3 protein-coding genes are annotated in these 5,054 nt (G+C 44.2%); all 3 read left to right on the top strand.

The genetic code is table 11. The features are described 5' to 3' along the window. On the top strand, positions 1–419 hold a 419-nt coding region (locus IH879_19400; GenBank protein MCH7677094.1), incomplete at its 5' end, for a hypothetical protein. A 476-nt stretch (positions 420–895) separates the two neighbouring features. Further along, a complete protein-coding gene (locus tag IH879_19395) occupies positions 896–3,946 on the top strand; it encodes a SusC/RagA family TonB-linked outer membrane protein (GenBank protein MCH7677093.1) in 3,051 nt (1,016 codons plus the stop codon). 23 nt (positions 3,947–3,969) lie between these two features. Next, positions 3,970–5,054 (top strand): RagB/SusD family nutrient uptake outer membrane protein (locus IH879_19390; protein MCH7677092.1); only part of this gene is annotated, 1,085 nt, incomplete at its 3' end.

The raw sequence follows: 5,054 nt of genomic DNA, 5'->3' as shown, positions 1-5,054 counted from the left end.
AGCGAAAATTTAAAGAGTACGTTGCCTGGCACGAAGAAGTCTTTGTTTTTGGAGCAACTCTCGAAGAGGTGACAAAAGCCTTTGCAGGTATGCGTTTTTTTCATGTTGAGATGTTTATCGCATTACCCGGAAAACACGACGAACTTTTTGAACAGAGGCAAATGGAAAACAGTTATCTCGAAAGACTTGGGCGTCCGCAGAACCTGATTTTTACACATGACCAGGGTGCGGCCTGGGATATTTTTACAATTGGCTGCTACCGCGATCTCAAACACTTTGCCGAAAGCGCAGATATTTCGGAGGAAAAAGAAGAGGAAGCCGCGCGCCACGCCGGATTTGAAGCAGCCAATCGGATCGGGACTTATTTACGAACACTGATACATCAGCACCACGATACATTGGCTGTCGCGGTGAATTGAGACTCCTTCCCGTCAATTTCAAGTTAACTCCAATCTGAGTTTTCAGGAATTCTCAAAAAAAGGTATTGACAATAAGCACTATCTTTTTGTATCTTTATGATTTGTTATTATTCTGCAACACCTCGCCTGGCCTGTTGGAATTTATTGAAACTTTTTGACTAAGTGTATGCAATAAAGGTGATTATATGATGCAATTAATTGCATAGAAGACGACGTTATTTATGTGAATGTTCTTTACTTAGCAAACTGTTTATAAAAAGTTTAGACTAAACCAGGCGGGCATCGGGCACAATAGTTGCCAAAAACTTAACTTTAACTATATATTCTTAAAGCACTTCATACTAATTAATCTTCAAATTTTCAAAAAATATAAAATCTATGGTAAAAGGAGGTGGTGAGAAAATCTATAGGCGAGTATCTCCAGGGTGGATTAATAAATTTGTGTTTTATTTTAATGTATCAAGAAGGGAAAGAAAATGAGAAAATTAAACATTCTAATTTTAACGCTTTTATTCAGTCTTTTTAGTATCGCGGCTCTGTTTGGGCAAGCGCTCGAAATATCCGGTACTGTGACTGAGGCATTGACGGGTGACCCTCTGCCAGGGGCAAACATCGCCGTGAAGGGAACCAACCTTGGTACGGCCTCCGATCGCGATGGTAATTTTAATTTAACATTACCCAACGCCAATCAGGCTACTCTTGTGGTTTCTTTTATCGGTTTTTTTGAACAGGAAGTAACTGTAAATCAAAGTACAAGCAGCTTAAACATCTCAATGGATGAAGATGTTCTGAAAGTATCTGAGATTGTGGTCACGGGTTTGGCGACATCTGTGAAGAGAAGAAATCTGGCAAACTCCGTTGGCACCGTTTCTGCCAAAGAGCTTATTCCTGTTCCTGCACAAACCTTGGAACGTGCTTTGAGCGGCAAAATGGCCGGTTTGACCATTAGCCAGAATACAGGGGCTCCGGGCGGAGGAATCAACGTAAATCTTCGCGGCACATCTACTATTTTAGGCTCAACACAGCCTCTTTTTGTGATCGATGGCGTGATTCTCAGCAATGTTGCTATTCAATCCGGTATTGACCTAATTTCACAGGCTACCGGTGCCGGCAGTGCAACACCTCAAGGTCAGCCAACAAACCGGATTGCAGACCTGAACCCCAATGACATTCAAAACATTGAAGTTCTTAAGGGACCAAGTGCATCCGCTATCTACGGTTCAAAAGCTACCAATGGCGTGGTCATCATTACAACCAAGTCTGGTACGGCTGGCAAACCGCGTGTTGATGTAACGCAGCAGATCGGTTTTTCAAGTATACTGAACAAGATAGGCACTCGGACTTTTACCGCTGAAACAGCCCGCGAATTGAAAGGTCAAGAAGGGGCGGACTTTTTTGCTCAGAATGGCAACATTGACCAGGAAGATGTTCTCTATGGCGAAAAAGGTTTCCTGACTGAAACTACATTGAGTGTTCGTGGAGGGTCTGAGAGAACGCAATTTTATATTAGCGGCCTCATCCAGGATGAAGATGGAATCATTAAGAATACCGGGTATCAAAAAATTTCCGGTAGACTCAATGTTGACCACAAAATAAGCGATCGTATCAAAATTTCTGCGTATTCCAATTTCGCCCGTTCAGAATCCGATCGTGGTTTGACCGGAAATGCGAATGTTACTACTGCAACTTTTGGCTTTGCTCTGGCAAACACCCCGGGTTTTGTTAATTTAGATGCTGATGAGAACGGTGTTTATCCGGATCATCCCTACAATCCATCTAATCCGGTTCAAACGAGGGATTTAATTACCAACCGGGAAACAGTCAACCGCACTATTACCTCCTTGAAACTTGACTGGGATATTCTAAGAAGTCAAAATCAATCCCTGGACTTTATTGCCCAGGCTGGTGTTGATTTCTTTTCCCAGGTAAACAGAATTCACTCACCTAATGAGCTGCAATTTGAACGGGACTCAGCATTTCCGGGTACTGCCATTAATGGAGAGACGAAAAGCACCTTTTCTAACTTAGGCTTGAACCTGACTCATAGCTACACCACTGGAGGCAATATTGTTTTCCGTTCGACTGGCGGGCTGCAGTTTGAAAACCGCAATATTAACAGCGTTAACATAGTTGGCTCCGGTCTCCCTCCTGGCCAGACTGCAGTGGACTTGGCCACGAGTATTAACGTATTTGAACAAACGGACAAACAACGGGAACGAGGATTCTTTTTCCAGGAAGAAATAGATTTGAATGAAAAAATTTATCTGACCGGCGCTCTGCGCGGTGACGCCAGCAGTGCAAACGGAGATGTAGATAAATATTTCCTATTCCCGAAGCTTTCCGGGTCTATTCGCCTGTCCCAATTTGGGTTCTGGGAAGGACTTTCTAATCTGTCCAGTGAATTTAAGCTCCGTGTTGCATATGGAGAAACCGGAAATCTTCCAAGACCGAATGATAAATTCACCAACGCAAATTTGCAAATTATAGACGGGCTGCCTGGCTTTCTACCTTCAGGACGTGTCAGTGATCCGAATATTCAGCCGGAACGCACAAAAGAGCTTGAACTTGGATTCGACGCCACCATTTTCAATGGCAATGGTACCCTGGAACTTACTTACTACAGACAAAACGTTACTGATTTGATTCTGGCGGTAGCTCTGCCGCCCAGCAGCGGGAATGTTGATGCAATCTTTAATGCCGGTGAGATGAGAACCACGGGTTGGGAAGTATCCCTGGGTTTGACTCCAATTCGTTCCAGAAATCTTAGTTGGACTTCTCGCATTAATTTTTTTACCACTGATTCTGAAATTACCGAGCTGGGAGAGAACCCATTTACCGGATTACCGGTCGATCCGTTTAATACCGGTGGCTTTGCTACATCTTTAGGCGCAATGCGAATTCAGAAAGGATTCTCACCCAATACTATCATTGGGGCCGAAACGGTCTTCAATGCCGACGGCACTATAGACAACATCCTTGGAAACGAGATTCCGGATTTTACAGTTGGCTTTAACAATAATATCACTTTTGGAAATTTCAATTTTAGTTTCCTTTGGAACTGGTCTCAAGGTGGCGAGGTGGTCGACTTAGGTTTACTGCTCACAGATATTGGCGGAACTTCTGCTGACTATGACGATATTGTAACGTTCACTTGCCCCGATGGCTGCCCCAATCCCGATGGTAGTGACACAACTGTCCCCTCGGTAACCGGAAGAGCAGGGGAAGAGCGCCTTAATGTTTTAGGTACCATAACCGCGCCTTATGTTTCTGACGCCACTTACTTGAAATTGAGAGAATTGAGCTTATCCTACTCAGTTCCAAGTTCTGTGGTTGACAATTTATTCAACGGCCAGATTTCCTACTTGAGGCTGGGAGTTGCCGGACGTAACTTAATTATGATCAGCGACTACAGTGGTTACGATCCTGAAGTTAGCCAGTTCGGTAACCTGGCGGTTGGCCGCGCAATCGATACACTGCCATTCCCATCGTCACGTCAGTTTTACTTTAATGTGGCATTTGGCCTTTAATGTTTAACGAAAGGAAACATAAAATGATTAAAAATAATAAATTAAACAAACAAAGTCGAACCCAAAGTTGGGTCGTGTCTTTGCTTGTATTGTCGGTATTCGGGTTTATCGGGTGCGAAACCTTAGATTTTTCCAACCCAAATTCACCGGATATAGCGAGTGCCTCGACTCAGCAGCTTGTAACAGGAGCTGAATCGAATATGAGATTCGGACTCAATCGATATCTCCAGGTAACGGAGATCATTGGTCGAAATACCTACTTCATTGAGCCATCTGACCCGAGGTTTACAACCGAATTACTATCCGGTCCTATCGATGCGGGTGGTTTCTTAAATAATACCCCATGGACCCGTAGATACCAGGTGGTTTTTAATTGTAACGAACTATTAGCAAGAGCCGAAGGGGCAGGCGTTGAAGGTTTTGCTAAAACGATTCGTGCATATCAACTTTTGTTAATGCTCAATTACCTTGATACCGAAGGCATCCGCACAAACTTTGATGGCGATGTGACCAAACCCTTTGCAACCAAAGAAGAGGGCTTTAACTTTATTGAGAATGATCTTAATGAAGCGAACACGGCGCTGGGTTCTGCCGGGGGCTCATTTTCATTTGCACTCTCGGATGGATTTGCGGGATTTGATACGCCTGCCGGTTTCGCACGATTTAACCGCGCCATTGCTGCCAGAGTCGCAGTATATCGAGGCAAATTTAACGATGCCTTAACGGCTTGGGGACAATCATTCCTGGACCCGGCCGGAGACCTCAACCTTGGTGTCTACCATGTTTATAGCTCATCAGCAGGCGATGTCTTAAATCCGATTTTTGAAATTCCGACTGCGGCAGTTATAAATTATTATGCGCATCCAAGCATTGAAACTGATGCACAAACGAATGCTGGCGGCACGGTTGACGGGAGATTTTCTTCAAAGGTAGTCAAACGAGCACCATTCATTAACGATGACCTGACGTCTGATTTGGGCGTGACCGTCGCCAACAGTTCAACGGCTCCCTGGCCGATTATCAGGAACGAAGAACTCATCTTGTTGCGCGCGGAAGCAAATATCGGCTTGATGCAATACAGTGTTGCTGAAGCAGACCTGAATATTGT

This window comes from candidate division KSB1 bacterium (genome assembly GCA_022562085.1).
Taxonomy (GTDB): Bacteria; Zhuqueibacterota; Zhuqueibacteria; order Oceanimicrobiales; family Oceanimicrobiaceae; genus Oceanimicrobium.
The sequence above is the reverse complement of the archived record's forward strand: the minus strand, read 5'-3'. Positions and strand labels throughout refer to the sequence as shown.

Coding starts and splice junctions, on each gene's coding strand:
- IH879_19395 (MCH7677093.1), top strand. CDS start 896: ATGAGAAAATTAAACATTCTAATTTTAACGCTTTTATTCAGTCTTTTT.